Source organism: Pseudomonas solani (genome assembly GCF_026072635.1).
In the GTDB taxonomy this organism is placed as follows: domain Bacteria; phylum Pseudomonadota; class Gammaproteobacteria; order Pseudomonadales; family Pseudomonadaceae; genus Metapseudomonas; species Metapseudomonas solani.
In genome coordinates, this window is the sequence record NZ_AP023081.1 from 4,774,664 (window position 1) to 4,798,853 (window position 24,190).

Annotated in this window: 26 protein-coding genes and 1 pseudogene; 9 read left to right on the forward strand and 18 right to left on the reverse strand. The window is 67.1% G+C overall.

The features are described from left to right. Positions 1-412 precede the first annotated feature (412 nt). From PSm6_RS21695 to PSm6_RS21710, 4 genes are all read left to right on the forward strand, one after another. Entirely contained in the window at positions 413-904 is a 492-nt protein-coding gene (locus PSm6_RS21695) for a GNAT family N-acetyltransferase (protein WP_265168181.1), read from the forward strand. Positions 905-1,077: 173 nt separating this feature from the next. Further along, the gene (locus PSm6_RS21700) at positions 1,078-1,446 is read left to right on the forward strand and encodes a c-type cytochrome (protein WP_021216739.1); all 369 of its coding nucleotides are present in this window, start codon (positions 1,078-1,080) and stop codon (positions 1,444-1,446) included. 94 nt (positions 1,447-1,540) lie between these two features. Next, positions 1,541-2,851, forward strand: coding sequence for a D-arabinono-1,4-lactone oxidase (locus PSm6_RS21705; RefSeq protein ID WP_371877144.1), 1,311 nt, complete (start codon positions 1,541-1,543; stop codon positions 2,849-2,851). Between the two features lie 84 nt (positions 2,852-2,935). Then, positions 2,936-4,144 (forward strand): DSD1 family PLP-dependent enzyme, encoded by a 1,209-nt coding sequence (locus PSm6_RS21710; RefSeq protein WP_169708309.1) that lies wholly within the window; start codon positions 2,936-2,938, stop codon positions 4,142-4,144. Positions 4,145-4,366: 222 nt separating this feature from the next. Here the strand turns inward: PSm6_RS21710 and PSm6_RS21715 are convergent, their stop codons facing one another. Continuing rightward, positions 4,367-5,317, reverse strand: coding sequence for a SphA family protein (locus tag PSm6_RS21715; protein WP_021216736.1), 951 nt, complete (start codon positions 5,315-5,317; stop codon positions 4,367-4,369). A gap of 242 nt (positions 5,318-5,559) precedes the next feature. Here PSm6_RS21715 and PSm6_RS21720 point away from each other — a divergent pair, with 242 nt between their 5' ends. Then, entirely contained in the window at positions 5,560-6,600 is a 1,041-nt protein-coding gene (locus PSm6_RS21720; protein WP_021216735.1) for an AraC family transcriptional regulator, read from the forward strand. A gap of 43 nt (positions 6,601-6,643) precedes the next feature. Here the strand turns inward: PSm6_RS21720 and PSm6_RS21725 are convergent, their stop codons facing one another. The 3 genes from PSm6_RS21725 to PSm6_RS21735 all read right to left on the reverse strand — a co-directional run bounded on the left by PSm6_RS21725 (position 6,644) and on the right by PSm6_RS21735 (position 8,461). Further along, positions 6,644-6,976, reverse strand: a complete 333-nt coding sequence (locus tag PSm6_RS21725; RefSeq protein WP_021216734.1) for a hypothetical protein — start codon at positions 6,974-6,976, stop codon at positions 6,644-6,646. Between the two features lie 113 nt (positions 6,977-7,089). Then, a complete protein-coding gene (locus PSm6_RS21730) occupies positions 7,090-7,614 on the reverse strand; it encodes a glyoxalase superfamily protein (RefSeq protein ID WP_021216733.1) in 525 nt (174 codons plus the stop codon). Positions 7,615-7,831: 217 nt separating this feature from the next. Continuing rightward, positions 7,832-8,461, reverse strand: coding sequence for a DUF998 domain-containing protein (locus PSm6_RS21735; protein WP_021216732.1), 630 nt, complete (start codon positions 8,459-8,461; stop codon positions 7,832-7,834). Positions 8,462-8,615: 154 nt separating this feature from the next. On the opposite strand from PSm6_RS21735, the gene PSm6_RS21740 reads away from it, so the two are divergent. Both PSm6_RS21740 and PSm6_RS21745 read left to right on the forward strand, forming a co-directional pair. After that, positions 8,616-9,494, forward strand: coding sequence for a LysR substrate-binding domain-containing protein (locus tag PSm6_RS21740; RefSeq protein WP_265168187.1), 879 nt, complete (start codon positions 8,616-8,618; stop codon positions 9,492-9,494). Positions 9,495-9,533: 39 nt separating this feature from the next. Beyond that, positions 9,534-10,028, forward strand: coding sequence for a DinB family protein (locus tag PSm6_RS21745; protein ID WP_021216730.1), 495 nt, complete (start codon positions 9,534-9,536; stop codon positions 10,026-10,028). A 6-nt stretch (positions 10,029-10,034) separates the two neighbouring features. Here the strand turns inward: PSm6_RS21745 and PSm6_RS21750 are convergent, their stop codons facing one another. From PSm6_RS21750 to PSm6_RS21810, 13 genes and pseudogenes are all read right to left on the reverse strand, one after another. Next, a complete protein-coding gene (locus PSm6_RS21750) occupies positions 10,035-10,673 on the reverse strand; it encodes a cell wall hydrolase (protein ID WP_037020852.1) in 639 nt (212 codons plus the stop codon). Positions 10,674-10,791: 118 nt separating this feature from the next. After that, a complete protein-coding gene (locus PSm6_RS30575; protein WP_371877145.1) occupies positions 10,792-11,205 on the reverse strand; it encodes a VOC family protein in 414 nt (137 codons plus the stop codon). Between the two features lie 6 nt (positions 11,206-11,211). Then, on the reverse strand, positions 11,212-12,603 hold the full coding sequence (locus PSm6_RS21760) for a putative bifunctional diguanylate cyclase/phosphodiesterase (protein ID WP_043242926.1): 1,392 nt from the start codon (positions 12,601-12,603) through the stop codon (positions 11,212-11,214). A gap of 192 nt (positions 12,604-12,795) precedes the next feature. Next, positions 12,796-13,701, reverse strand: coding sequence for a sugar kinase (locus PSm6_RS21765; RefSeq protein ID WP_265168188.1), 906 nt, complete (start codon positions 13,699-13,701; stop codon positions 12,796-12,798). 4 nt (positions 13,702-13,705) lie between these two features. Next, complete coding sequence (locus tag PSm6_RS21770) at positions 13,706-14,098, reverse strand: RidA family protein (protein ID WP_184489419.1); 393 nt, start codon at positions 14,096-14,098, stop codon at positions 13,706-13,708. A 12-nt stretch (positions 14,099-14,110) separates the two neighbouring features. Further along, positions 14,111-15,564: pseudogene (locus PSm6_RS21775) on the reverse strand (N-acyl-D-amino-acid deacylase family protein). Between the two features lie 3 nt (positions 15,565-15,567). Then, positions 15,568-16,425: a MurR/RpiR family transcriptional regulator gene (locus PSm6_RS21780; protein WP_265168189.1), complete on the reverse strand. Its 858-nt coding sequence runs from the start codon at positions 16,423-16,425 to the stop codon at positions 15,568-15,570. After that, positions 16,425-17,777, reverse strand: a complete 1,353-nt coding sequence (locus PSm6_RS21785) for a GntT/GntP/DsdX family permease (RefSeq protein WP_184489417.1) — start codon at positions 17,775-17,777, stop codon at positions 16,425-16,427. Before PSm6_RS21785 ends, PSm6_RS21780 begins: the two co-directional genes overlap by 1 nt. 77 nt (positions 17,778-17,854) lie before the next feature. Then, the gene (locus PSm6_RS21790) at positions 17,855-19,126 is read right to left on the reverse strand and encodes an amino acid deaminase (RefSeq protein ID WP_265168191.1); all 1,272 of its coding nucleotides are present in this window, start codon (positions 19,124-19,126) and stop codon (positions 17,855-17,857) included. A 264-nt stretch (positions 19,127-19,390) separates the two neighbouring features. Then, positions 19,391-19,978 (reverse strand): hypothetical protein, encoded by a 588-nt coding sequence (locus tag PSm6_RS21795; protein ID WP_265168192.1) that lies wholly within the window; start codon positions 19,976-19,978, stop codon positions 19,391-19,393. A 110-nt stretch (positions 19,979-20,088) separates the two neighbouring features. Continuing rightward, positions 20,089-20,460, reverse strand: a complete 372-nt coding sequence (locus tag PSm6_RS21800) for a glutathione S-transferase N-terminal domain-containing protein (protein WP_021216719.1) — start codon at positions 20,458-20,460, stop codon at positions 20,089-20,091. A gap of 67 nt (positions 20,461-20,527) precedes the next feature. Next, positions 20,528-20,788, reverse strand: a complete 261-nt coding sequence (locus PSm6_RS21805; RefSeq protein ID WP_021216718.1) for a hypothetical protein — start codon at positions 20,786-20,788, stop codon at positions 20,528-20,530. Positions 20,789-20,802: 14 nt separating this feature from the next. Continuing rightward, positions 20,803-21,027: a hypothetical protein gene (locus PSm6_RS21810; protein ID WP_043242934.1), complete on the reverse strand. Its 225-nt coding sequence runs from the start codon at positions 21,025-21,027 to the stop codon at positions 20,803-20,805. Positions 21,028-21,358: 331 nt separating this feature from the next. On the opposite strand from PSm6_RS21810, the gene PSm6_RS21815 reads away from it, so the two are divergent. Next, complete coding sequence (locus PSm6_RS21815; RefSeq protein WP_021216716.1) at positions 21,359-22,081, forward strand: amidotransferase; 723 nt, start codon at positions 21,359-21,361, stop codon at positions 22,079-22,081. Between the two features lie 68 nt (positions 22,082-22,149). Here PSm6_RS21815 and PSm6_RS21820 read toward each other — a convergent pair whose 3' ends face one another. Next, on the reverse strand, positions 22,150-23,121 hold the full coding sequence (locus tag PSm6_RS21820) for a magnesium and cobalt transport protein CorA (protein ID WP_021216715.1): 972 nt from the start codon (positions 23,119-23,121) through the stop codon (positions 22,150-22,152). A gap of 189 nt (positions 23,122-23,310) precedes the next feature. Here PSm6_RS21820 and PSm6_RS21825 point away from each other — a divergent pair, with 189 nt between their 5' ends. Continuing rightward, positions 23,311-24,180, forward strand: coding sequence for an alpha/beta fold hydrolase (locus PSm6_RS21825; protein ID WP_021216714.1), 870 nt, complete (start codon positions 23,311-23,313; stop codon positions 24,178-24,180). The last annotated feature ends 10 nt before the right edge of the window (positions 24,181-24,190 follow it).

Below are 24,190 nucleotides of genomic sequence, written 5' to 3' on the forward strand. Positions count from 1 at the left end.
GAGGGAACCCCGGCGAAGCCGGGGCCGGATGATGGGGCAAGTTTTTTGGTTCCTTTTCACCGGGCTGGCGTTCCAGCGATTGGAAAAGGGACTCGCCCGGGTGGGCGAAACCAGAAACATCACCAGAGCTCGGCAATCAGCTGAGTTCAAATCCTCTAGCAACACTTAACGCAGACAGAGCCAATGAATTCGCTCCCACGAGGCGGCAGTGCAGGCACCCTTTGTGGGAGCGGCTTCAGCCGCGAAAGAGCGTCCGCAGGCACCCGGTAGCGAATGACCGGATAACCCAGGGCGACTGAAGTCGCCCCTACAGGGCGGCCTGGCGCTGTATGCCGTTTTTCCCAGCGATCTGTGCCTATCGGCTGCCGCGTGTTGCGCCCTAGCATCGGTCATCGATGAAGAGGGCAGTGCGATGGACGGAATTCCCGGCGGTATCGAATTTCCTGGCCTGCAGGTGCGGCGGCTGGTGCCGGACGACCTGGAGCGGGTTTGCGTGCACCGCGAGGCGATGTTCCTCGAGGCGGGAGGCGACCCGGCGGGGCTGCGGGTGATGACCGAGCACTTCCGCCCGTGGCTGCGGGAGCGCCTGGCCGACGGCCGCTACTACGGCTTCGCGCTGATGGACGAGGCGCGCATTGCGGCGGCCATCGGCCTGATGAGCATCGAGTGGCCGCCGCATCCTTCCCACCCGGAGCAGGACCAGCGCGGCTATGTGCTGAACGTGTTCGTCGAGCCCGACTACCGGCGCCGGGGCCTGGCGTCGGCGCTGATGAAGCTGGCCGAGGCCGAATTCACCCGTCGTGGCCTGGGCTTTGCGGTGCTGCATGCGACCCAGGTCGGTCGCCCGGTGTACGAGGCGCTCGGCTGGGCGGCCACCAGCGAGATGGCCAAGGCCATTGGCTGAGCCGCCATCCCGGCACCGTCCCTGGCCGGAAATCACCGCGCTGTCCCCTTAAGCCCCCCTGGCTGTCCGCGATTGCCCTCAGCCCCTGTCGAGCGGCTGGCTTAACGTTGCCCTCTACCCACCACAACAAGAGCCCGTGCCGGCTGCCTGGCACGGTAGACGAGGGGAGTGCGATGCCGAAACCCAGAACACTGCTGATTCCCGCCGCCCTGCTGGCCCTGGCCGGGCTGCTTGGCGGTTGTGGCGAGGAGGCCAAGCCGGCCGCGCCGCAGAACGCCGCCACCCTGGCCCCCACCGACCCGGCCCTGGCCAAGGTCTACGACACCAGCTGCAAGCTGTGCCACGCCAACCCCGCCTCCGGCGCCCCGCAGAGTGGCGACACCGCAGCCTGGGCGCCCCGGGTAGCCCAGGGCACGGACAGCCTGCTGGACCACAGCATCAATGGCTTCAAGGGCATGCCGCCGATGGGCATGTGCATGCAGTGCTCGGAAGAACAGTTCCTGGCGCTGATTTCCTTCATGTCCGGTCAGCACCTCGAATAAGGCGTCCTCCATGGTTATGAATCTCACCCGACGCCAACTGCTGCAGCGGGCCGGCGTCGCTGGCGCCTTCACGGCCCTGGCCTGCACCCCGGCGATGGCGGAACTGGTCCGCGCACCCCGCCTGATTCCCTGGCGCAACTGGTCCGGCGGGCAGAGCTGCCTGCCCCAGGCGCGCCTCGCCCCGCAAAACCTGGACGAACTGGTCCAGGCCATCCGCCAGGCCGAAGGCAAGGTCCGCCCGGTGGGCTCCGCTCACTCCTTCAGCGCCCTGGTGCCCACCGACGGCACCCTGGTGTCGCTCGCCTATTTCAATGGTTTGCTGAGCCACGACCCGGCCACCCTGCAGGCGGAGTTCGCCGCCGGCACGCCGATGTCGCTGATGGGCCCGGCGCTCAAGGATGTGGGCCAGGCCCTGCACAACATGGCCGACATCGACTACCAGACCCTGGCCGGGGCGATCGCCACCTCGACCCACGGCACCGGCGTCGGCTTCGGCTCCTATTCCGACCATGTCACCGGCCTGCAACTGGTGACCGCCAGCGGCGAGGTGCTGGATTGCGACGCCCAGCGCCACCCCGAGGTGTTCAATGCCGCGCGGGTGTCCCTCGGCGCCTTTGGCATCGCCACCCGGGTGCGCATGCAGAACCGCGAGGCCTACCGCCTGCGCGAGAAGCAGTGGATCGCCAGCACCGAGGAGCTGCTGGAGGACGTGGACAACCTCACCCGTGACAACCAGCACTGGGAAATGCTGGTGATCACCCATTCCGACTACGCGCTGTCCATCGCCCTCAACGAGACCACCGACCCGGCGACACCGCCGCTGGACCCGGCGGAAGAGGGGGGCAACGAGTTCGTGAAGATCATCGAGAACCTCGACAAGTACGGCAGCGACTTCCCCGCCGCGCGCCGCGCGCTGCTCAACAGCCTGCGCCATATCGCCAGCTTCGATGACCGGGTCGGCGACTCCTACGAGATCTACGCCAACGTGCGCAACGTGCGCTTCAACGAGATGGAGTACTCGGTGCCCGCCGAGCACGGCCCGGCCTGCCTGCGGGAGATCCTTGCGCTGATCCGCGAGAAGGACCTGCGCACCTGGTTCCCCATCGAGTACCGCTACGTGAAGGCCGACGACATCCCCCTGAGCATGTTCGAGGGGCGCGACAGCTGTTCGATCTCCGTGCACCAGCATTACGGCATGGACCACCACAACTTCTTCGCCGCCGTCGAACCGATCTTCTGGAAGTACGCCGGCCGGCCGCATTGGGGCAAGTTGCACACGCTGAATGCGCGCACCCTGCAGCCGCTCTACCCGCGCTGGAAGGAATTCACCGAGGTGCGCCAGGCGCTGGACCCGAGCGGCAAGTTCCTCAATGCGCACCTGTCCTCGATCCTCGGCGTGGCCTGATAACAAGGAGAAACCATGAACCGTCGCAAATTCCTCGTCGGTACCGCCGGTGCCGGCGTGCTGCTCGCCGGTGTCGGTGCCTGGATGCGCCCGGCCGACAAGGGCGCCCCCTACAGCGATTACTTCGCGCGGCTGAACCGCGAGCTCAAGGAGCGGGGGCCGATGCACCCGGTGATGCTGATCGACCTGGACCGGCTGGACCACAACATCGATGTGGTGATGCAGTCGGTGCGCCGTGCCGGCAAGGCGTTGCGCCTGGTGGAGAAGTCGCTGCCGTCGCCGCAACTGCTCGACTACATCGCCAAGCGCGCGGGCACCCGGCGGATGATGTCGTTCCACCAGCCCTTCCTCAATCACGACGCCGAGCGCTTCCCCGATTCCGACCTGCTGCTCGGCAAGCCGATGCCGGTGCGCTCGGCGCAACTGTTCTACGAAAGCCATCGCGGCGCCTTCGACCCGACGACCCAGCTGCAATGGCTGCTCGACACCCCCGAGCGGCTGGAGCAGTACCTGGCACTGGCCAAGGGCCTGAACACGCGCATGCGCATCAACATCGAGCTGGATGTGGGGCTGCATCGGGGCGGCGTTCAGGACCAGGCGACCCTGGGGCGGATGCTCGGTCTGATCGGCGCCAACCCGCAGCACCTGGAGTTCGCCGGCTTCATGGGCTACGACCCCTTCGTCGGCATGGGCGTGCCGGGCATCCTCGGCTCGCCCGAGGAGTTGTTCGCCAAGGTGATGACCCTCTACGACGGCTTCGTCGACTACACCCGCATCCAGCACGCCGCGCTGTGGCGCCCGGGCCTGACGCTGAACACCGCCGGCAGCCCGAGCTACCGCATGCACGAGCGCGAGCGCACCAGCAGCGAGGTGTCGGTGGGCTCGGCGCTGCTCAAGCCCACCCATTACGACCTGCCGTCCCTGGAGGAGCACCAGCCGGCGGCCTATATCGCCACGCCGGTACTCAAGAGCACCGGTGCGGTGCGGATCCCGGCGCTGGACGGCAAGTCGGCGCTGTTCTCCTGGTGGGACCCGAACCAGCGCGAGACCTTCTTCATCTACGGCGGCAACTGGATGGCCGAGCCGGAGTCGCCCAAGGGGCTGCAGTTCAACGGCCTCTACGGGCGCAGTTCCAACCAGGAGATGGTCAACGGTTCCCACGCCGTCGGCCTGGGCGTGGATGACCAGGTGTTCCTGCGGCCGACCCAGTCGGAATCCATCCTGCTGCAGTTCGGCGACCTGCTGGCGGTGCGCGATGGGCGCATCGTCGACACCTGGCCGGTGTACAGCTGAGTGGATGGCACACCGCCGTAGGTTGGCGCCGAGCGCAGCGAGGCCCAACGGTGCGATGCAGGGGCTCGCTACGTAGGCAGATAAGTAGGGCGGGTGAAACCCGCGTTTGCCCTCGTGCCCAGCCCTGTCGGGTTGCACCCGACCTACAAGGCGCATTGCCGCGTGATGCAGGATGCAAAACGAAAACCCCGGGCATAGGCCCGGGGTTTTCGTATCGGCCTGTCAGAGGGTGAAGGGCAGGTTCAGCTTGGCCCAGAACATCTCGCCTTCCGGGCGGTTCTCCACGGCGAATTCCTTGGCCCAGCGCATCTCCACGCTGGCGTACTTGAGGAAGGTGAGGTGCACGGCCGGGCCGATGGCGAAGACCTGGCCGCGCACGCCGTCGTCCACATCCTCGCCCATGAAGGTCACCGTCCTGCCGAACTGCTCGTCGTCGGTGGTCTGCTTCACGTAGTAGCCGTTCAGGCCCAGGCGCAGGTTGTCGGTCACCCGGTAGCTGGCGGAGTAGTCGAAGTGGAACAGCTGACCGGAGCGGTAGTCGGTGTCGTGGTTTTCCTCGTTGAAGCTGTAGGTGGTCTTGATCGACAGCTCGGTGCGGTCGTCGGGCTGCCAGGTCGCCGAAAGCATCGGTTTGTAGGTGTAAAAGTTGTTGCTGGTGTTGGCCGGGCGCGCGGCGTCGTAGCTGCCGGTGGGGATTGTGATCTCCAGGGCGGCGCCCAGGGTCAGGTCCTTGCCCATGTCCCAGAGGATGACGGGCGCGACGGTGGTGTCGCCCTGGCTTTCACGTTCGCTCTGCATGCCGAACATGGCCACCTGCTGGCGCATATAGGGCTGCGCGACGTAGCCGCCGACACGGCCACCGAACACCCGCAGCGGGCTGAGGTAGTCCAGGCGCGGGATGAGTGCGTCGGAGGTGATCTTCACGTCCGGCACCTTGCCGCCGAGGGAGCTGATGTCCAGCTTCTTCGACTCGTAGTGGTTGTAGTAGAGGTTGAAGGCGAACATGTGGTCCGGCAGGTTGGTCACGTCCAGCGGCAGGACGAAGAAGCCGTCGGTACCGGGGCCGATGTTGTCGACACCGTTTTCGGTGGCCTGGGCCGGTGAGGAGAGGGAGGTCGCCATGGCGAGGGAGGCTGCCAGCACGGACAGCCGGGGGACACGGATAGGTTTCATAGTGAGCTCATTTCTTATTGTTGGCGGACGGCTCCGGGGCGTGGCCCGGGCCGCCGCATAGAAATAAGCGCTCAAGGCCGAGGGATGCAGGGCATTGCCGGACAATCAGGGGGCCTTTCGGGGCCAGGCCGCAATATTCAGTTACACCCTCATCTGGGACACCCGCTAACGCGATATGATGGCGCCGCCATGCCCCTACCCAGAACAAGAATTCCGGGCGCGTGGCTGGGGAACCGCTCGCCATGTCCATTACCACCACCGATGCCCAGTTCGACCTCGCCCTGGTTTCGCCCTTCCTCCTGCAGACCCTCGCGGAGGTGGCGCACGACAAGGGCGTCAGCGGCGAACGCCTGTGCCGCGGGCTCGGCTTCACCCTCGAAGAGCTGCAGGACCCTGCCCAGCGCATCTCCTACCGCCAGGCCGTGACCATGATCCAGCGCGCGCTGGCCGCCTTGCCCGAGCGCGGCCTCGGCCTCTGGGTCGGGCACCGCAACGTGCTCGGCACCCTCGGCCTGCTGGGCCACGTGCTGTCCCTGTGCAAGACCCTGCGCGACGCCTTCGAGATCGGCCAGCGCTTCCAGCACACCTCCGGCGGCATGGCCGTCTACACCCTGCGCGAAGGCGCGGGCGAAAGCTTCGTCGAAGTGGAATGCCGGCTGCCCTACGCCGATGTGCAGCTGTTCGCGGTGGAAGAGTTCTTCGCCAGCCTGGTGGTCTACAACAACGCGCTGATCGGCCGCGAGTTCCAGCCCCTGCGCTTCGAGTTCACCCACGCCGCGCCGGCCTACGAGGCCGAATACCAGCGTCTGCTGGGCCCCAACCTGCACTTCGGCTGCCTGCATAACCGCATGGTGATCGACAGCCGCTGGCTGGACATGCAGCTGCCCAGCCACCAGCCCGTCGCCCTGCGCCAGGCGCTCAACCTGCTGGAGCTGGAGTGCGCCCAGGTGCAACAGAAGATGGGCCTGCTGCAGACGGTGGAGCGGGCCATCGCCCGCGACCTGGCCCAGGGCTGCCATATCGACAAGGTGGCCAGCGAGCTGAACATGAGCAGCCGCACCCTGCGCCGCCGCCTGACCGAGCACGACATGACCTTCGACGCCCTGCAGGAGCAGGTGCGCCGCGCGCGGGCCATGAGCCTGCTGAGCAACCCGGAGATGCCCATCGAGCGTATCGCCGAGGAGCTGGGCTACAGCGACATCCGCGGCTTCCGTCGGGCCTTCAAGCGTTGGACCGGGCTCAGCCCTTCGGCGTATCGCGATGAAGTGATAGCGGCACCCTGAAGAGCACTGGCGAGCTGCGTTTAGCTGGCCAGTGTTCGCCAGGTCAGAAGTAAGCCTTCTTGATCTGCTCGGGAGTCAGTGGCGGGAGTTTTCGAAGCCGTTCAACACTGATGCGCTTGCCTCCGGGTGGGACTGCGTCGGGGGAATAGCTCGACCCATACTCAAAGAGCCCCTCACATGACTCGACGAGCCAGGCCCCTTCGTGGCGCCCATTCAATCCCGAAATCACCAGGTATTGATGGGCTCGGGTGACACAGCCTTCCTTGAAGTCTCTGCGGATCATCCATTCCCATTCATCCTCAATGAAGCCTGCCGAGACGGTTTGGGATAGCAGCAGAAGCAAGGCGGAGGTGACTGTTGCTGGAAGCACTTTCATTTCAGGTATCAATCCTTTGATGTTTCATGACCACTCGTTCCCGGGTGCATTGCCAAGGTGTTGCCGGGGGCTGCCTGTTGGTTGGCTGGACGCATCCAGCCAACCGTCTGCCGCTAGTACTGACAGAACCTGATGCGGTTGCCGAAGGGGTCGTACACCTGCAGCTCCTGGCCCCAGTCCTGCTGGACGATGTCCGGGCGGCCGTAGTTGTAGCGCTTGCCGAGCAGCTCATCGCGCAGGGCGGTGATGTTGCGCATGGGCACGAAGAGGGTGGCGCCGGGGCTGGCGTCGCCGTGATGCTCGGACAGGTGCAGCTTGAGCCCCGCGCGGTCGAGGCCGAGGTACAGCGGCAGGTCCGCTTCGAAGCGGTGTTCGAACTCGATAGTGAAGCCGAGGAAGTCGCAGTAGAACTCCCGCGCCTTGGCCTCATCGAACATCCGCAGGATGGGGATGCTGCGTTCGAAGACGATGCCCTGCGGCTCGCCCGGGAGCATGGCCGAGGCGGTGTTCCAGTCGCGGTAGCCGAGTTGCTGGGCGACCAGTTCGAGGGCGGCGGAGTGGCTGATGTCGTGGTTGCTCGCCGCGAGCTGGGCCCGCAGCCGCTTGGCCATGAGCTTGGCCTGTTCGAGGGTGTGCATGATGCCTCCAGAGGTCGAAGCCTGAGGGTGCTCGCATTGCCGGTCTTCGACATTCAAGAGGGTGCTGAATGGGAGGGGTGGAGCGATGCTTTCACCGTCCCCGAAGGGTGCGAGCGGCAGGCAGCAACGGCCTCGGCGGATGATAGGCGAGGCATTTCGAGGAGGGAAGGGCTCCCGTGTCGGCGAGCCCGTTCGTGGTTGAGGGGGGACCCGCGAACTAGCGCCGTGGATTGTGCCGCAGGGCGAGCAGCGCCAGGGCCGCGACCCAGATCACCGAGACCCCGTAGTTGAGCCGCTGGTAGAGGCCGAAGAGGTGGCCATCGGCGAAGGCCTTGCCCATCAGCGCCACGGTTGTCAGGGCCAGCACCACGCAGAGCGCCGAGAACAGCCCGAAGCCAGGGGCGCCGAGCAGGCGCCGGCCGAGAAACACCCAGAGGGCGCCGGCCAGGGTCAGCGAGAGGAACATCACCAGCCCCGCCAGGTTGTGCACCTGTTGCGAGAGCGACGGTTGTGCCGGTGCGCAACCCTGGTCGCAGGGGAAGTAGCCGGTGGCGAAACTGGCCAGGCCGTGCAGGGCGATCAGTGCAGCGCTCAGCAGGGCCAGGCGCGAGGTCTGGAAGCGCCTCGCCACACCCGCCGCGAAGAGCACGAACAGCAGCCCCAGGGGCGCGTTGTTCACCCAGGCGGAGAAGCCCCGGGTGGGCGCGCCTGCGGCCCCCAGCTGGCTCATCGCCTGGCCGAGGTGGCTGTAGCCGGGGTAGGCGAGCGCGGTCAGCGCGACACCGGCGAACAGCCAGAACGGAATCAGCACGCCCAGCCCCAGCAGGGTCCGGTCAATCGTCTTCACGGCAGTACTCCCACTCATCACGGATGGCGTTCCGACTCCTGCGGAATCACGGCTCCATGCTAGGGCGCGCCCCTGCCGACGGTTACCGAATTTTTTGCAAGGCAGCTTGCGCATGCGTCATCCTGTCGCCCCATCGATCCACGGATGGCCACCGATGACCAGACGCCTGCCCAGCACCTCCGCCTTGCTCGCCCTGGAGGCTGCCGCGCGCCACCAGAGCTTCGCCAGGGCCGCGCAGGAACTCTCGCTGAGCGAAGGCGCCATCAGCCGGCAGATCGCCAAGCTGGAACAGTTCCTCGGGGTACGCCTGTTCCTTCGCGTGGGCAACCGGGTCGAGCTTTCGAGCGCCGGTACCCGCTACGCGGCGCAGATGCGCACGCTGCTGGCGGACATGGAGCGCCACACCCGCCAGGTGATGAGCGAGGCATCCGCTGGTACTGCCCTGGAGATCGGCGTCATTCCCACCCTGGCCAGCCGCTGGCTGATTCCCCGGCTCGCACGCTTCCGCCAACGCCACCCCGATATCGAGATCAACCTGCGCGAGCGCACACAGCCCTTCACCCTGGAGGACAGCGACCTGCACGCGGCGATCAACTACGACCACCCCATCTGGCGTTCCATGCAGGTGCAGCCGCTGTTCGAGGCGCCGATGGTCGCGGTCTGCCACCCGCGCCTGGCGGACGAGGTGCACGCACGCATGCCGCTGCTGCACAAGCACGGGAGCCCCTATGGCTGGTCGCGCTACGCGGAGCTGGCCGGCATGGCCCTGCCCAGCGCCACGACGGGCCCGGTCTATGACCGCTATGCCTTGCTCATCGAGGCTGCCAAGGCGGGCTTCGGCATGGCGCTGGTGCCGCGTCGCTACGTCGAGGACGAACTGGCCGAAGGCCGGCTGAGCGCGCCCTGGCCGACGCTGCCGCAACTCAGCGAGCGCTACGTGCTGGTGACCCGGCCCGCCGCCGAATCGCCGCCTGCGCTCGCGACCTTCACCCGCTGGCTGCTCGCCGAAGGCGAAGCTCCATCGTCGATGTGACGCCCCCGTTTCCGAGCCACCTGACCCCGAGGACCCCTGATGTTGACCAAGGCCTTTCAGTACAAGTGCTGGGCGGACCGACGCGCGCTGGAGGCCATCGGCCTCATCGACGCCGAGCGCTTCCCCGACTCGCTGGCCTTCACCCTGCAACAGCTCAACCACATGGTGATAGTCGAGGACCTGTTCCGCGCGCGGCTCACGGGCACGGCGGAACCGCACCCGGCCACCAACACCGAGGCGGTGCCGGGCTACGAGGTGTTGCAGCGCCGGCTGCTCGCTTCCGGCCAGTGGTACGCCGAGCAGGTGGCGGCGCTGGAGCCTGCCGCCGCCGCCGAGGCCATCACCTTCCGCTTCACCGATGGCCGCATGGGCCGGCTGACCCGCGAGGAGATGTTCTTCCACGTGCTCAACCATGCCACCTACCACCGCGGCAACATCGCCCACGCGCTGGACCTGGCCGGCGTGGCGCACCCGGCGGACACCTACACGGTGTTCGTGCACGCCACCGAGCCGGCGCGTCGGGAAGCCCGCTGACGGCCCCTAGGGGCGGGTGTCTTCCGCACCGGCCAGGGGCTCTTCGAGGCGCGGTTTGTAGAACAGCAGGCGCTTGGTCTGCGCCGTGCGGGTGAACGTCTTCGCCCAGGACGGCGAGACGTTGCGGTCGTGGAAATACAGGGCGCCGTGGGTGCGGTCCTGCAATTGCCCGTTGAGGGCCTTGCGGGCGATTTCGCGGGCGAGGGTGAAGCGTTCTTCTTCCACGGCTTCGTCGGGGCGGCCATCGCACCACCAGGAGAACTGGCAGCTCTTGGTTTCCGAGCCTTGCTTGACCACTGCGCAAACGGTCTTGGGGAACTGCTCGTTGCCGAGGCGGTTCATCACCACGTTGGCCACCGATTCCATGTCCTGCGCCGGGGCGCCCTTGGCTTCCCAGTAGATGGAGCGGGCGAGGCAGGTGATGGGGTCGTCCAGCGGTGCTTCGCCGGCCGGGTCCACGGCCTTGGCTTCGCTGCGGGTGATGGGCGGGGTGCCAGCGGGGAGTGGTGCCTGGTTGGCGGCTTTTTCTTCCAGCACCTCGGCCTTGGTTTCCGCCGCCTGGGCTTTTTGCCGGGTTTCCCCGGCGAAGGTTGGACCGCCGATCAGCAGGGCGGCGACGCAAAGCATTCCTGATATCCAGCGCATGATCGACCTCGCCATCGCTGTGCGTTCGGGGCCGCCCCTGGGGGCAAGGCGGGGCGGTTGTCGGCGTGGCTGCCGTCTGGCTTGCCGCGCTTGAGGGATAGACTGCGGCGCCGCTCAATCATTCCCCGGTGGCGGGCGCGACCTGGGTGAAGGCCAGGGTGTAGCCGTTGCAGTCGCGGATGCCGAACTCCCTTGAGCCGTAGTCCATTTCCTGCAGGGGCCAGGCGATCTCGGCCTTGTCCCTTACCTGCTCGTAGTAGCGGGCGACGTCGGCGATGGCGAGGTAGAGGGTGCCGGAGCAGGCGACGGGAGCGGCCCACAGGTCCTGCTCGGTGAAGATCAGGCGGCAATCCTGCAGTTGCACGGTGAGGCTCGCGTGCGCCGAGTCGAGGGTGGTGAAGCCCAGGGCATCGCGGTAGTGACGGCGGGTGGCGCCCAGGTCGTGGCAGCGCAGCAGGGGCGCGAGCGGCGTGGGTGGCTCCGGTGGCGTGGCTCGAGGACACCTTTTACCGCTGCGGAACCGTCTTGCCAGTTGCGCCTACGACATGCCGCTGCCCGCGCGGCTTTCCCGTTCGGTGATGGCCTGGGTGAAGTCCAGGAAGGCGTCCAGTGGCAGCGGCTTGCTCAGCAGGTAGCCCTGGAACTGCGCGCAGCCGTGGCGCAGGAGGAAGTCCTTCTGCGCTTCGGTTTCCACCCCTTCGGCGATCACCGTCAGGCCCATGCTCTGGCCCAGGGCGATGACGCTGCGCACGATGGCTTCGCTGCTGGCGTCGGTGAGCAGGTCGCAGATGAACGAGCGGTCGATCTTCAGCTTGCCCAGGGGCAGCCGCTTGAGGTGGCTGAGGGAGGAGAAGCCAGTGCCGAAGTCGTCCAGGGAGAAGGACACGCCATGCTGCACCAGGACCGACATCTTTTGCGTCAGGTCTTCCAGGTCCTGCACCAGCACGGTCTCGGTCAGCTCCAGTTCCAGGCGCCGCGCGTCCATGCCGTAGCGCCGCAGCATCTCCAGGACCTCGGGCACGAAACTGGCCTGGCGGAACTGCTTCTGGCTGATGTTGACGGCCAGGCACAGGTCGCAGCGGGCCGGGTCGTCCGCCCAGGTGCGCAGTTGCGCGCAGGCCTGCTCCAGCACCCACTTGCCGATGGGGATGATCAGCCCGCTGCGCTCGGCGTGGTCGATGAACTCGCCGGGGGGCAGCAGGCCCCGCTGCGGGTGGCGCCAGCGGATCAGCACCTCGGCGCCGATCACCCGGCCGGCGACGTTCAGCTGGGGCTGGTAGTGGAGTTCGAACTGCTGTTCACGCAGCGCGGCCTGCAGCTCGCGCTCCAGCACCGAGCGCTCGGCGGCGTCGGTCTGCAGCACGTGGAGCAGGGCGAAGAACATCGCCATCGCCGCCCCGGCCTGCCCCCAGGAACCCGGCGTGCGCACCTCGTCCGGCAGGCTGTAGCCGAGGACGGGCGCCCAGTTGCTGGAGGCGAGGCAGGTGAAGGTGAGCAGGCACAGCAGGGCGATGCCGTAGCGCAGCCACGGGCCCTCGTCGCGGAACGCCATCAGCGCGGCGAGGGTGAGGGGCAACAGGTACAGGTGGGTGGCGCGGGGCGCGGCGGCATTGGGCACATCGAGCACGATGGCGGTGCCGGCGATGATCACGATCAGCACGCTGAACAGGATGAGGTTGGCGCTGCGGGCCTTGTTGCGCACGGTGAGCATCAGCACGGTGAGGCCGGAGACGATGAGCACCGCATCCATCGCGACGATGGCCCAGAACCCCCGCAGGGCGAAGATCACCGCCCAGATCACCCCCAGCACCAGCATCACGCAGCTCGCCAGCAAACGCATGCGCCGCTCGCGGCGTTGGGCCACCGACACCAGGTCGGCGGCGTGCCAGAGCTGTCTGACGCGCTTGAAGAAACGTGATTTCGCAATCATTCGGCGTTCCCGTACAGCCTGCTCTCCACAAGGCTCCCTGCAGGCTGGAGTGGATTATAGAAGGCGCTTTTCGAGGGCGTCGGGATGGCGATGTCGCCGCTGGAGAAAGTGACCTGGGGCAGCGCGTCGGCGGTGAACGGCGCGGTGACGCAAAGCCGGCCCCGGGCCGGCTTCGTCGTTGTCGGTTTTAGCTCAGATGGGCATCGCGCTGCGGGGGATGATCGCGCCCGGATGCTGGATCACGGCTGCAGCCAGGCGGTGCCCGCTTTCCGCCGCCAACCGGAGTGGCTGCTGCTGGATGCGTGCGGCGAGGTAGCCGGCGGCGAATGCATCGCCCGCCGCGCAACTGTCCACCACCCGGGCCACCGGGCGGGCGGGGACCTCGATGCGCTGCTCCGCCGTGGCTACCAGGCAGGGCTCGCCTCCGCGCTTGATCACCACTTCCGTGCAGCCCAGGCCCAATGCCCGATCAGCGACTGCCTGTGCGCCCAGCGTGCCGTGCAGCAGGCATTCGTCAGCCAGCGTCAGCAGGGCGGTATCGGTCAGTGCCAGTACCTGATCGTGAACCGGGCGGGCGTGCGCGGCACTCCAGAGTGCTGGCCGCAGGTTGTTGTCGAAGCTGATGTGGCCCCCTTCGGCCTTGAACGCGGCGAGCGCGACCAGCAACTCCTCCCGGCGCGGCGGCGGGAACAGCGCGAGGCTGATGCCGGAAAGATAGAGCATGTCGATGCGTGAGCGGTCGACCCAGCGCGCCAGTGCTGCGCCGCAGGAGAAGCAGTGGCGTGCGGCACTGTCTTCGCGCCAGTAGTGGAAGCGCCGTTCGCCCAGCGCGTCCACCTCCACCAGGTAGAGGCCGGGGCGACGACCCGGTAGCCGTAGCACTTCCCGGGTGTCGATGCCTTCCTCGATCCAGCTTTGCTCCATCTCCTCGCTCAGGGTGTCATCGCCGAGGGCGCTGAGGTATTCGACCCGGTGCGCCGTCCCGGCCAGCAGGCGGGCGAGGTAGAGCGCGGTATTCAGGGTGTCGCCACCGAAGCTGCGTCGCAGCGGGTTGCCGGCGAGCTCCACCATGCATTCTCCAAGGCAGGCGATGCGCATGCGGCTACCTCCCTTCGGGCGCACGGTAGGCGATGCAGTCGACCTCGACCCGGCAGTCGATGACCATGCTGGAGACCACGCAGGCCCTGGCTGGCGGGTGGTCGCCGAAGAACTCGAGGAACACCGCGTTGAAGGCGCCGAAGTCCCTCGGGTCATCCAGCCAGACCCCGCAGCGCACCACGTGCTCGGGTCGATAACCGGCCTCGTCGAGAATCTCCAGCAGGTTGTTCAGGCACTGGCGGGCTTGCGGGACGATGCCGCCATCCACCAGCACACCGTCGCGGAGGGGCGTCTGCCCGGAGACGTGGAGCCAGCCATCGGCCTGTACGGCGCGGGCGAAGGGCATGGGTTGGCCGGCGGTGCCGCTGGCGCGGGTGTAGCGTTTGAGTTCGGTCATGGGGTGCTCCTTTCAGTTCACGGGGGAGGGGGTGTCGCGGGCCAGGAAGCGGCCCGCCCTGTCTGGGCAGGCCTCCCCCGGGCAATAGGCCAGGGTGCCGTTGACCCAGACGGCGTGGATGCCGGTGGCGGGGCGTTGCGGGTCGGTGTAGCTGGCGACGTCGGAAAGGGTCAGGGCGTCGAACAGCACCAGGTCGGCCCAGTAGCCGCGGGCGACCACGCCTCGTTCATGCAGGCCGAAGCGGTTGGCGGGAAGCGAGGTCATCTTGCGCAGCGCCTCTTCGATGCTGAACAGGCCGATGTCCTGGGCGTAGTGGCCGAGCACGCGGGGAAGGTGCCCCACAGCCGCGGGTGGGGTTGCGGGTCTTCCGGAAGGCCGTCCGAGCCGATCATGGTCAGTGGGTGGGCGAGGATGCGCTGCACGTCCGCTTCGCTCATGCAGTGGTACACCGCACCGGCGGGCTGCAGGCGCCGCGCGGCCTCCAGCAGGGGAAGCGCCCAGTCGGCGGCGATCTGCACCAGCGTGCGCCCAGCCATGTGGGGGTACGGCTCCGACCAGGTGATGAGGATTTCGTAGGCGTCGGTGACCTGTTTGAGGTCGAGGGTGGACGAGCTGGCGGCGTAGGGGTAGCAGTCCCAGCCCAGGGGTTGCCCGGTGCTGGCGGCGTCCAGGTGGGCGAGCACCTCGGCGCTTCGGCCCCAGTTGCCGACACCGGCGCATTTCAGGTGGGACACCACCACCGGCCTGTCGATATGGCGGCCGGTCGCGAGCGCTTCGTCCAGCGCACCGAGGATGCCGTCGAACTCGTCGCGCAGGTGGGTGGTGTAGAGCCCGCCAAAGCGACTCAGCTCTTCGGCCAGCTGGCGCACCTCGTTGGCGTCGGCTGCATGGGCCGAGGCATAAGCCAGGCCGCTGCTCAGGCCGATGGCGCCCTCGGCCAGGCTGGCTGCCAGCTCGCTGCGCATTGCGCGTATCTCGGCTTCCGTGGCGCTGCGGTCGAGGCGGTCCAGGTGGTTGTTGCGCAAGGCGGTGTGCCCCACCAGTGCCGCGACGTTGACCGCCGGACGGACCCGTTCCACCGCCGAGCGATAGTCCGAGAAGCGCGGGTAGCAGAAGGCTTCCGCCGTCCCTAGCAGGTTCATCGGGTCCGGCGGAGAGCCGGTCAGGCGCACGGGGGCGGCACTGATGCCGCAATTGCCGACTATCACCGTGGTCACGCCCTGGCTCAGCTTGGCCAGCATGGCCGGGTTACGGATGAGCGCCAGGTCGTCGTGGGTGTGCACGTCGATGAAGCCCGGGGCCAGGATCAGCCCATCGGCATCGACGGTGCGCTCGGCAGTGGCATCGCCGGCCTCGCCGATCAGGGTGATGCGGCCGTCCAGCAGGCCGACGTCGGCGACGAAGCCTTGCGTCCCGCTGCCGTCCATGACCTGTGCGCGGCGGATCAGTGTGTCGTAGTGGTTCATGTGTCAGTCCCCCAGCGGAAGTCGGTCCTCGCCCTGGCGATAGCCGTCCAGCGCCAGCTTCACCCGGCGCAGGAGTTCCTGGCTGGCTTCGGCGTTGCGCAAGGCGAGCTCGGTGGCGAGGAGGTCGATGATCAGCAGCATCCCGTAGCGGGCGGCTGTCGGTTTATGGATGAACTCGGTTTCGTCCAGGTGCACGGGCAGCACGATGTCGGCCAGCGCGGCGAGGGGGCCATTCGCCCGGGTGAGGGCGAGTATCCGGGCGCCGTAGTCCCTGGCCAGGCGCAGGACACTCGGCAGGTCGGGCGGCGTGCCGGTGAGCGACAGCACGATCAGCAGGTCGCCCTCCGCCAGGGTGGAGGCCACCATGCGCATCATCACCGGGTCGTGGTAGGTGGACACCGGGTAGCCCAGCCTCACCAGCCGGAACTGGAACTCGGTCGATAGCAGCGTGGAGCAGCCGCCCATGCCGAAGGCGTAGAGGCGGCGGGCGGAGGCCAGCAGGTCCACTGCGGCACTCAGGTGCGCCTGGTCGAGTCCGTCGAGGTGGCGGCGCAGGCTGTTTTCCACGTCTGCCAGGATCTGTTCGTGGAAAGGCAGCGCCGGTGTGGCAGCCCCGGCGAGGAAGCGGCGGCCGACCAGGGAGGCCCGGGCCAGCTTGAGGCGCAGGTCGCGCAGGTCGTTGCAGTCCATCGACCGGGCGAAGCGCGACATCGCGGCCTTGCTCACGCCTGCCTTGGCCGCCAGTTGATCGATGCTGGCTGCGGCCGCGAAGGCCACGTCGTGCAGCACGGCCTCGGCGATGCGCGCCGCGTTGCCGCTGAGCCGGCCCTGGCGGCTGCGGATGGTGTAGAGGATGTCCATCACAGCACCAGGGCCAGGCCGCAGGTGAGGGCCAGGGCGACCACCGAGATCAGCGTTTCCAGGACCGTCCAGGTCTGCAGGGTCTGGACCACGGTCATGTTGAAGTACTCCTTTATCAGCCAGAAGCCGCCATCGTTGACGTGGGAGAGAATCAGCGAGCCCGCGCCCGTGCTCAGTACCAGCAGCTCCGGGTGCGGGTAGCCGCTGGCCAGCGCAATGGGGGCGACGATGCCGGCGGCCGTGGTCATGGCGACGGTGGCCGAGCCGGTGGCGATGCGCATCAGCGCGGCCACCAGCCAGCCCAGCAACAGCGGCGAGAGCTCGAAGCGGGACGACAGGGCGACGATCTCGGTGGTGATGCCGGTTTCGATGAGGATGCGGTTGAGGCCGCCGCCGGCACCCACCAGCAGGGTGATGGCAGCGGTGGGGGCCAGGCATTCGGTGCTGAACTTGAGAATGGAGTCGCGGTTGAAACCACGGGCCAGACCCAGGCTCCAGAAGCTGAACAGGGTGGCGATCAGCAGGGCGATCACCGAGTTGCCGACGAACGACAGGAACTGGTGAAGCCCGCTGCCCCGGGTGCTCAGTTGATCGGCCCAGCCGCCAAGCAGCATCAGCGCCACCGGCAGCAGAATGGTGCCGATGGTGATGCCGAAGCCTGGCAGCGATGCCACGGGCTTGCCGGAGCCGAGCAGTTGTTCACCGATGGGGTTGTGGGCGGGCAACTGGATGCGCGGGGCCACGAGCCGGGTGAAGAGGGGCCCGGCGATCGCCGCCGTGGGAATGCCGACAACGATGGCGTAGAGAACCGTCCTGCCGACCTGCGCCGAGTATTCGCCCACCGCCAGCATGGCCGCCGGGTGTGGGGGGACCAGCCCATGCACCACTGATAGCCCGGCCACCATGGGCAGGCCGGTCATCAGGATCGATACCCCGACCTGGCGGGCCACGGTGAAGGCGATGGGCACCAGCAGCACGAAGCCCACTTCGAAGAACAGTGGCAGCCCGCAGAGGAAGGCGATGGCGGCCATGGCCCAGTGGGCGTTGCGCTCACCGAAGCGGGTGATCAGGGTCTGGGCGATGCGTTCCGCGCCGCCCGACTCGGCCATCATCTTGCCGAGCATGGTGCCGAGGGCCACCACCAGCGCGATATGGCCGAGGGTGCGGCCGACGCCGGCCTCGTACGCGACCATGATGTCCTGGGCCGGCATGCCGGTGGTCAGGGCCAGGCCGATGGACACCAGGGTGATGACGATGAAGGGGTTGAGCCGATAGCGCGCGATCAGCAGCACCAGGGCAATGATGGCGAGCAGTGCGTGGATCAGCAGGTAGGTGCCGGAACTGGCGGGCATGGTGTGCTCCTTTTCTCGGGGCAAAGGCCGGCCGCCCCGCCTGATAAGGCGGGAACCGGCTCGTTCCAGGGGGTGAGCTAGAAGAAGGTTTCCACCGCGCCGATGACCCGGTAGTGGTCATCCACCAGCAGCAACTGGCGCCACTTGTCGAAGGTCAGGCAGGGGTGGGAGATATCGAACGCAAGCAGGTCGCCCACTTGCAGGTCGGCGTCGGGGGGCGTTTCCAGGAAGGCGTGCTGATCCATCATCCGCGTGATCCTCCAGGCGGCCGGAACGACCACCGGCGGCGCCTCGCGGCCAGGGCGGTGGTGAAGCGCCGGAAGGGGCATGCCCGCATCGAACGCGGCATCGCGCTTGCCCAGGCCGATGATCGCCAGGCCCGGTTCGGGCAGCGCCTGCACATGGGCCCAGAGCTGCAACGCTGGCAGCAGGCTGCTACCCATTTCCCTGGCCACGGTGTTGCTGGCGTGGATCCGCTGCGCCGCTTCGCGGTAGATGCCTTCGTCGTGGGTCAGGTAGCAGCCCGGGCGCAGGATCACCTGCAGGGGCTGGCCGATGTCCTGGCCGCTGAAGGTTTCGGCGACCACGTCGTACCAGGCGGAGCCCGCGCCGGAGAGGATCACCTCGGGCTCGTCGAAGCAGCCCTTGGCGGCCAGCTGCCGCGTGCGCTCCAGTACATGGCGCAGCAGGTTCCGAACGCTGGGCTCGTCCTGCAACACGCCTTCGTAGACTTCACAGCCCACCAGGCTGAGGGTGCCAGGCCAGCGCCCGATGGCTGCGAGTACCTCGGCCTCCTGTCGCTCGTCACGGATACCGGTGCGACCGCCTTGCACGCCGAACTCCAGCAGCACCCGCAGGCGTTGGCCGGTGGCGGAGAAGTGGCGCCCCAGTGCCTCGACGTTGGTGCTGGAATCCACCAGGCAACAGAAGCTGAAGGCCGGGTCCCGGAGCAGGTGCGCGACCAGCGCCATGTTCGCCTTGCCTACCAGTTGGTTGGCCATCAGCACACGCCGCACGCCGTGGTTGTAGGCGGCCTGCACCTGTGGGGCGGTGGCCAGGGTGATGCCCCAGGCGCCCTGTTCGAGCTGCATGTGGAACAGTGCGGGGCTCATGGTGGTCTTGCCGTGGGGGGCCAGCTGTACGCCGTAGTGGCGGATGAACCGGCCCATCCACGCCAGGTTGTGTTCGAGGCGGCTCTGGCGCAGTACGGCGACCGGCAGGCTGACGTCGTCGGCGAGGATGTTCCAGCCCAGGCTCGTAACGTCGGCGATACGGCAGCCGCTGGGTGCTGGGCCAAGGCCTTTGCCGTTGGGGTCGAGCGGCCGTTCTTGGAATTTGTTTTCAGCCATCGGGTCTTCCTCCTTGGTTCGCTGAAAACAAGTACCACTACCTCCGGGCGTTCCGCTACGTGGCAGCGGGCCTGCCTTGCAGCTTCGGAAACGCGAGCGGATCTGCGGCAAACAGCGTATTGCCAGGGTATTGGCCGGATTCCTTGTCGTGGCTGCGTGTTCTCCGACCTGCGATGTTCCGGATTCGCCAGCCCGGGCGGCTGGATGCGTTGGCGGTGCGGGACGGTGCATCGGCTCACTCCTGGCCAGTGCCGACTCATGGATTCATCGGGCGATGAGCAGCGCTATCACGGAGATCGGCGCTTGCACATCGAGGTTGCGCGCACGCTTTTGGCTGAACGCCCGGCCGTTGGCCAGGGTCCACCCTAGGTCATGCCGAATGAACCTGGAGGTTGAGATGAGACGGCTGAATCTTCCGTTGCTGCTGCTGGTCGGCGCCGTTTCCACGGCGGTGCTGGCCGATGACGAGGACCTGACCATGGAGCAGGAGCGCGACCAGATCGGCGCCAACATGGAGGCCGAGCGCAAGGGCGAGCAACCGGCGTTGAACAATTCCGGGGTGCCGTCTTCGGCGGCGACGCCAGGCGCTGAGGGCTCCGGCAGCTCGGTGGGGTCGCCGACCACGACCACGGGTAATCCGACCACCGCGCCGGGCTCGCCGACCACTGGCCAGGGTAGCTCCACCACGGCGCCCGGTACGCCGACGACGGGGCAGGGTGTGCCGACCCATGCGCCGGGCAAGCCGACCACGGGGCAGGGGCGTTCGACGGCGTTGCCCGGGACTTCCACTGCCGTGCCCGGCAGCTCGACGGCGCGGCCGGGTACGTCCACGTCCGGGCAGGGTTCATCCACTGCCGCACCCGGCGCGCCGACCACCGGCCAGGGCCGTTCGACCACGGGGTCGGGCGCTGCAGGTGGGGCGGCGGGCGGTGCTGGAGGCGCGGGCGGCAGTAACTAGCGGGTCAGGCCTGGGCGAAGCGGCTTTCGAGGTAACGGATGATGTCGTTGGATTCGTACATCCAGCGGCTTTCGCCGTTCTCGTCGATGCGCAGGCAGGGCACCTTGACCTTGCCGCCGCCAGCCAGCAGGGCTGCGCGGTGGCTTTCGTCGTTCTTGGCATCGCGCAGCTGCACCGGCAGGTTGAGGCGGTGCAGGGTGCGGCGGGTCTTCACGCAGAAGGGGCAGGCGTGGAACTGGTAGAGGGCGAGGCCGGCGGTTTCCTCCTCGACCCGGGCTTGCGCCTCGGGGCTGCGGCGCAGCTTGCGCGGGCGGGTGACGAGGTCGATGAGGATGATCAGCTGACCCAGGCCGATGCGGAGTGCCTTGATGAACACGGTTGGTAACCCTTGCGGCGGAAAACGGGCCGGCAGTCTACCCGATGCGCAGCGCTGCGACCGGCTTTCACGCCAACCGGTCGCGGCAGCAGAGCAGTGAATCCATGACGAAGGCGGCGGGCAGCTGGAACTGCCGGCGGATCGGCGGGCTGCCGAGTTCGCCCTTGAGCGCCACCTCGTTGGCGAGCTGGCGGTCGATCTCGTGGCGGGCCTCGATGTTCTTGGCCACGCCGCCCACCGAGCCGTGGGCGTAACCCATCAGCGAAAAGCCGTTGGTCATCAGCGCCAGGCCGGCGAGCAGGAGAAGCCGTTTGCGTTGTGCCTTCATGGCGATTTCGCTCCTCAGCCGCTTTGCCGTCCACTGACCGGTTTCTGGCTCATCAGCATCGCCGGCACGCTCTGGCTGAGCTGCTGGTAGAAGCCCATGGAGCCGTCCACCGGGCTGACACCCAGGCGGGCCTTTTCGTAGCTGAAGCTCACCACCAGCAGCAGGGAGATGGCGATGGTGTAGAGCCCGAGCGAAGCCAGGGCGCCATTGCGTGCGTATTTGAGGGTGAGGTTGCTCATGGTGGTTTCCGCTTGGCTGTTCCGTGGGGTGGGCACAGCTTCGCGAAAAGCGATTCGATAGAAAAACGGATATCAGGCATTTCAACTATCGACGAAACCAATAGGTCTGCATGGGATCGTAAAATTTTATTGACGATCGATCCAAGTGCCTGAGTGGCAAGGGAATCTGCTGAAAGGCCGCCCCATACGGCGCCTGCGGTGCTGTTCTCTATCCCGCTGTTAGTCAGCCTCTATGGTGCTTCGGTGTAGGCGCTATTTCCTTATAGGGGCGCCTGTGTTAAATAAATCGCACACTTTGCGCTGCCCCTTTCATTGCTTCAGGAAGTCCGCCATGCCGTTACGTATCTGCATTCTGGAAACCGATCTTCTTCGCCCCGAACTGGTCGACCAGTACCAGGGCTACGGGAAGATGTTCGAGCAACTGTTCGCCAAGCAGCCGATCGAGGCCCAGTTCAGTGTCTACAACGTGGTGGAGGGCAACTACCCGCCGGCCGGCGAGCGCTTCGATGCCTACCTGGTGACCGGCAGCAAGGCCGACTCCTTCGGTGATGACCCCTGGATCCAGACCCTGCGCACCTACCTGCTGGAGCGCTTCGAGAACGGCGACAAGCTGCTGGGCGTGTGCTTCGGCCACCAGTTGCTGGCGCTGCTGCTGGGCGGCCGCACCGAGCGTGCGACCCAGGGTTGGGGTGTTGGCACCCACGCCTATCGCATCGCCGAGCAACCGGCCTGGATGAGCCCGGCACTGGACCAGCTGACCCTGCTGATCAGCCATCAGGACCAGGTCACCCAGCTGCCGGAGAACGCGACCCTGATCGCCTCCAGCGACTTCTGCCCGAACGCGGCCTACGCCATCGGCGACCAGGTGCTGTGCTTCCAGGGCCACCCGGAGTTCATCCACGACTATTCCCGCGCGCTGCTGGATATCCGCCAGCAGTTCCTCGGCGATGAGATCTACGGCAAGGGCGTCGCCAGCCTGGACAAGCAGCACCAGGGCACGACGGTGGCGGAGTGGATGATGCGTTTTGTCGCCCAGGGCCGTAACGCGGCCTGACCGCTTCGTGTCATGAAAAAGCCCGCCTGATGGCGGGCTTTTTCATGGGCGCGCGGCGAGACTCGTGGCTAGAGCCAGCCCGAGCGCTTGAAGCTGGCGAACAGCCCGGTGCAGCCGGCGGCGATGAAGCCGAGCACGCCGAAGTAGCCGTAGTGCCAGGTGAGTTCCGGCATGTTCTGGAAATTCATCCCGTAGATGCCGGCCACGGCGGTGGGGAAGGCGAGGATGGCGGCCCAGGCGGCGAACTTGCGTTGCACCACGCTCTGGCGCGAGGACTCCAGCAGCAGGCCGATCTCGATGGCGTGGTCGGCCATCTCGCGCAGGCCGGTGAGGTCTTCCAGCAGGCGGTTGACGTGGATGGCGATGTCGCGGAAGTAGGGCCGCATGTTCTTGTCGATGAAGGGGAAGTCCAGGCGCTGCAGCTCCTGGCAGATTTCCGCCAGCGGGCCGATGTAGCGGCGCAGGCGCAGCAGGTCGCGGCGTACGCCCTGGATGTGCTCGACGTCGTCCTGGCTCAGCGGCCGGTCGAGTACCAGTTGTTCGAGGGCTTCTAGTTCCAGGTGGTAGCCGTCCATCAGCGGGCGGTAGTTCTCGATGACGAAGGCCATCAGCGCATAGAGCACGAAGTCTTCGCCGTGCTCCAGCAGCAGCGGGCGCGCTTCGCAGCGCTGGCGCACCTGGGAGTAAGGCGCCGAGGCACCGTAGCGGGCGCTGATCACATAACCGGTGCCGGCGAATAGCTGGGTCTCGACGAAGGTGAGGCCGGTGTCGGTGCGCACCGGTGAATAGAGTACGAGGAACAGGGCGTCGCCGAAGGTTTCCAGCTTGGGCCGGGTGTGGCGTACCAGGGCATCTTCGAGGGCCAGCTCATGCAGGTCGAACTGGCGCTGCAGGTTGGTCAGTTCCTCGGCGCCAGGATCGTGCAGGCCGATCCAGACGAAATGGCCGGGCTTCTTCGCCCACTCCTTGCCCTCGTCGAGGCTGATGTCGGTGATCTTCTTGCCCTTGGCGTAGACGGCGGCGGCAACCACATGACCCATGCGCTGGTTTTCCTTGTTCGAATGGTGAGCGGCGGTGAGCTTAACCCGCCCCTGCTTGAGAGTGTCGGTGGATGCGGGGAGTTCTTCCACAAAGGCGGGCACTTCGGCCGAATTACCCGGCGGGTCATGGTGCCGGTGCGGCGCTTGCTCTAGATTCGGCGGCTCCCGCTCATAACAAGGAGAACAGGCGTGAACGAGGCATTCCCTTTCGCTGCGGGTACTTTCGATTGCCCGGTGACTATCCATCCGGGGCAGCCGGGTGCGCCGGCCCTGGTGGTGATGCCCGCCATGGGCGTGGCGGCACGCAAGTACGAGGCGCTGGCCCAGGCACTGGTGGCCGCCGGCTGCAATGTGCTGGTGGCCGACTGGCCGGGCCAGGGCACCAGCCGGCCGCGCCCGGACCGCGGCCATGACTATGGCTACCGCGAGCTGGTGGAGGATTTCGTGCCCAAGCTGCTGGCCATGGCCGCGCGGCATTTCCCCGGCAGCCGCCAGGTGTTGCTGGGGCACAGCTTGGGTGGGCATGTCGCGGCGCTCTATGCCGCGGCCAACCCGGATGCCGAGGTGACGGTGATCGGCGTCGCCTGCGGCAACATCCATTACCGCCACTGGCACGGCCGCAAGCGCCTGATGACGCCGCTGGTGGCGCTGAGCTTCAACCTGATGACAGCGGTGCTCGGCTACCTGCCGGGGCCGCGCATCGGCTTCGGCGGCTACGAGGCGAGCAGCCTGATCCGCCAATGGGGGCGGGTGGCCTTCAGCGGCGACTTCAAGCATGTCGGCTTGCCCCTGGCGGAGCCGGCGCGGGTGGGCGTGACCTCGCTCTTCGTCAATATCGAGGGCGATAACTTCTCGCCGGAAGCCTCCACCCTCGGCCTGGCCGCGCTGATCCAGGCGCCGCCCCGGGTGCAGCGCCTGCCTTCGCCCCGGCCACCCCACGAAAACCCCCACAGCGCCTGGTTGCGAACGCCCGGTTCGGTGGCGGAGTTCGTGCTGGGCTGGCTGGTGGAGCGGGGCATCCTGGTTGCACAGGGGCAGGTTTCGAGCCGCCTGGGCTGAAGCCCACCCT

Excerpts from the sequence above, each read along its gene's own strand:
- PSm6_RS21770 (WP_184489419.1), bottom strand. The coding sequence starts at position 14,098 with ATGACCGAACTCAAACGCTACACCCGCGCCAGCGGCACCGCCGGCCAA.
- PSm6_RS21765 (WP_265168188.1), bottom strand. The coding sequence starts at position 13,701 with ATGCGCATCGCCTGCCTTGGAGAATGCATGGTGGAGCTCGCCGGCAAC.
- PSm6_RS21760 (WP_043242926.1), bottom strand. The coding sequence starts at position 12,603 with ATGATTGCGAAATCACGTTTCTTCAAGCGCGTCAGACAGCTCTGGCAC.
- PSm6_RS21780 (WP_265168189.1), bottom strand. The coding sequence starts at position 16,425 with ATGGACATCCTCTACACCATCCGCAGCCGCCAGGGCCGGCTCAGCGGC.
- PSm6_RS21740 (WP_265168187.1), top strand. The coding sequence starts at position 8,616 with ATGACCAGACGCCTGCCCAGCACCTCCGCCTTGCTCGCCCTGGAGGCT.
- PSm6_RS21790 (WP_265168191.1), bottom strand. The coding sequence starts at position 19,126 with ATGGCTGAAAACAAATTCCAAGAACGGCCGCTCGACCCCAACGGCAAA.
- PSm6_RS21715 (WP_021216736.1), bottom strand. The coding sequence starts at position 5,317 with ATGAAACCTATCCGTGTCCCCCGGCTGTCCGTGCTGGCAGCCTCCCTC.
- PSm6_RS21745 (WP_021216730.1), top strand. The coding sequence starts at position 9,534 with ATGTTGACCAAGGCCTTTCAGTACAAGTGCTGGGCGGACCGACGCGCG.
- PSm6_RS21700 (WP_021216739.1), top strand. The coding sequence starts at position 1,078 with ATGCCGAAACCCAGAACACTGCTGATTCCCGCCGCCCTGCTGGCCCTG.
- PSm6_RS21815 (WP_021216716.1), top strand. The coding sequence starts at position 21,359 with ATGCCGTTACGTATCTGCATTCTGGAAACCGATCTTCTTCGCCCCGAA.
- PSm6_RS21695 (WP_265168181.1), top strand. The coding sequence starts at position 413 with ATGGACGGAATTCCCGGCGGTATCGAATTTCCTGGCCTGCAGGTGCGG.
- PSm6_RS21730 (WP_021216733.1), bottom strand. The coding sequence starts at position 7,614 with ATGCACACCCTCGAACAGGCCAAGCTCATGGCCAAGCGGCTGCGGGCC.
- PSm6_RS21720 (WP_021216735.1), top strand. The coding sequence starts at position 5,560 with ATGTCCATTACCACCACCGATGCCCAGTTCGACCTCGCCCTGGTTTCG.
- PSm6_RS21725 (WP_021216734.1), bottom strand. The coding sequence starts at position 6,976 with ATGAAAGTGCTTCCAGCAACAGTCACCTCCGCCTTGCTTCTGCTGCTA.
- PSm6_RS21810 (WP_043242934.1), bottom strand. The coding sequence starts at position 21,027 with ATGAGCAACCTCACCCTCAAATACGCACGCAATGGCGCCCTGGCTTCG.
- PSm6_RS21750 (WP_037020852.1), bottom strand. The coding sequence starts at position 10,673 with ATGCGCTGGATATCAGGAATGCTTTGCGTCGCCGCCCTGCTGATCGGC.
- PSm6_RS21805 (WP_021216718.1), bottom strand. The coding sequence starts at position 20,788 with ATGAAGGCACAACGCAAACGGCTTCTCCTGCTCGCCGGCCTGGCGCTG.
- PSm6_RS21710 (WP_169708309.1), top strand. The coding sequence starts at position 2,936 with ATGCGCCCGGCCGACAAGGGCGCCCCCTACAGCGATTACTTCGCGCGG.
- PSm6_RS21820 (WP_021216715.1), bottom strand. The coding sequence starts at position 23,121 with ATGGGTCATGTGGTTGCCGCCGCCGTCTACGCCAAGGGCAAGAAGATC.
- PSm6_RS21705 (WP_371877144.1), top strand. The coding sequence starts at position 1,541 with ATGGCGGAACTGGTCCGCGCACCCCGCCTGATTCCCTGGCGCAACTGG.
- PSm6_RS21785 (WP_184489417.1), bottom strand. The coding sequence starts at position 17,777 with ATGCCCGCCAGTTCCGGCACCTACCTGCTGATCCACGCACTGCTCGCC.